Origin of the sequence: Bartonella sp. AP57NXGY (assembly GCF_042195805.1) — a bacterium.
Lineage (GTDB): Bacteria > Pseudomonadota > Alphaproteobacteria > Rhizobiales > Rhizobiaceae > Bartonella.
Genome location: NZ_JBHIOZ010000251.1, coordinates 1 through 1,684 on the forward strand (window position 1 = coordinate 1; position 1,684 = coordinate 1,684).

Annotated in this window: 3 protein-coding genes; all 3 read left to right on the top strand. The window is 49.5% G+C overall.

Annotated elements, in window-relative coordinates:
• On the top strand, positions 1 to 802 hold an 802-nt coding region (locus ACFIL8_RS09990), incomplete at its 5' end, for a ParB/RepB/Spo0J family partition protein (protein WP_375689639.1).
• Positions 799 to 1,257 (top strand): hypothetical protein, encoded by a 459-nt coding sequence (locus ACFIL8_RS09995; RefSeq protein WP_375681125.1) that lies wholly within the window; start codon positions 799 to 801, stop codon positions 1,255 to 1,257. The genes ACFIL8_RS09990 and ACFIL8_RS09995, both read left to right, overlap by 4 nt.
• On the top strand, positions 1,254 to 1,684 hold a 431-nt coding region (locus tag ACFIL8_RS10000; protein WP_375689641.1), incomplete at its 3' end, for a DNA-binding protein. The genes ACFIL8_RS09995 and ACFIL8_RS10000, both read left to right, overlap by 4 nt.

Genomic DNA, 1,684 nt, shown 5'->3' on the forward strand with positions numbered 1-1,684 from the left:
ACTTGCACAATCAATAGTGCGGGAGGGATTGATGAATCCGATTACGGTGCGCCATACCCCTAATGCTAAAGAGGGTAATTACACGCTTATTGCTGGTGCACACCGGCTTCGTGCTGCTGAGCTTTTGGGCTATAGTGACATTGATGCGGTTGTGGTGCAGGCGGATAAAGAGAATGCTGCGCTTTTAGAAGTGGCTGAAAACCTGTTTCGCAATGAATTGTCAGTGATTGACCGTGCGCTTTTTGTCCAGACTTACCGCGAATTGTGGGAAAAGAAGTATGGGGAGATTCAACGTGGTGGTGATAGAAAATCAAAGGTGCAAGTTGCACCTTTGATCGGTGGTGATGCACATTTAAAGCAATTGGGTCAAGTTGACCCTATTGCTCAAATGGAGGGAGAAGATGGCAAGAGGAGAACTTTATCTTTTGCTAAACATGTGGCGGACCGCATTGGTTTTTCTCAAGATGTTGTAAAACGTCTTAACTGTATTGCCCAGCATCTACAGCCAGAATTACGCTCTGTTTTGCGGGGGACGGCATTGGCTGATAATCAAGCGCAATTGTTAAAATTAGCGAAGATGGAGCCGGTTGCGCAACGGCGGGTGGCGATTGCGCTCCAACAGGTTGAGGGAGATTTACGGCGGGCTGTTGATTTGGTCAATGGGATTAATACGCCGCCGCAAATTAATGAACAGGAACGGATTTTTGCTCAGTTATTGGGTGTTTGGCAGAGGGCAGATGCGCAGACAAAGGCGCGGTTTTATGATTATTTGAACAAGCAATCGGGGGAGGTGCTGTCATGAAGAGGCATGGTTGCGGGCAGCTTGATTTTTTCCAAAAGCCGGTTTTTCCCTGTCGTGAACCCGTTGCGCAGATTGATTTAGGGCGGTTTCGCTCGCGCATTAAGCGTGCGATGGCGCGGGCTTTGAGAGAATGCCGGCATGAGCGCAGTGTGATTGCGGAGCGTATGGCGCATTATTTAGGGATTGGGTGTTTAAGTAAGGCGAGTTTGGATGCTTATGTTGCGGAAAGTAAGCAGGTGGATATTTCCCTGCCGCGGTTTAAGGCATTTGTGCGGGCGACAGAGGCATTTTGGCTTTGGGATGAGGTGGTGAGTGAAGATGGATTGTTGCTGTTGCAAGGGGATGAGGCGCGTTTAGCAGAGATTGCGCGGCTTCAGCAGGAACAGCGGGAGATTGCAGCGCAATTGAAAGCCATGCGCGCAACGCCGGTTTGCATTAAAAGGGGGCAGCCATGAAGGAATGGTTTACTATTGCCGAATTGGCTGAGGCAGCTTTGCCAGGGTTGCCGAAAAGTAAAGGTGGATTGCGTAAGATTTTGGCGTCCACATGGCGTCATCAAAGTGGATTGACACGTAAAGTTAAAGGGGTTTCTCGACCTATTGTAGAAGTTCACATTTCCTTATTGCCGGAGGGGGCACGGGCGGCATTGTTGGTGCGGTTTGGTGGGGCTGTTGATGTGAAACAAACGCAAGGGGAGCAAAAGACAAGTATTTGGGTGCGTTATGAGGGGCTTTCAAAGGCGCATAAAAGGCGCTGTGAAGAGCGTTTGAAGGCACTTTGCTTTTGGGAAGATTTGCTCCATGCCGGTATGGGTGTGCATGATGCGGCAAGTTTGAGTGCGGTGCAATTTGGTGTGAGCCGGATGTCGCTTTTTAATTGGCG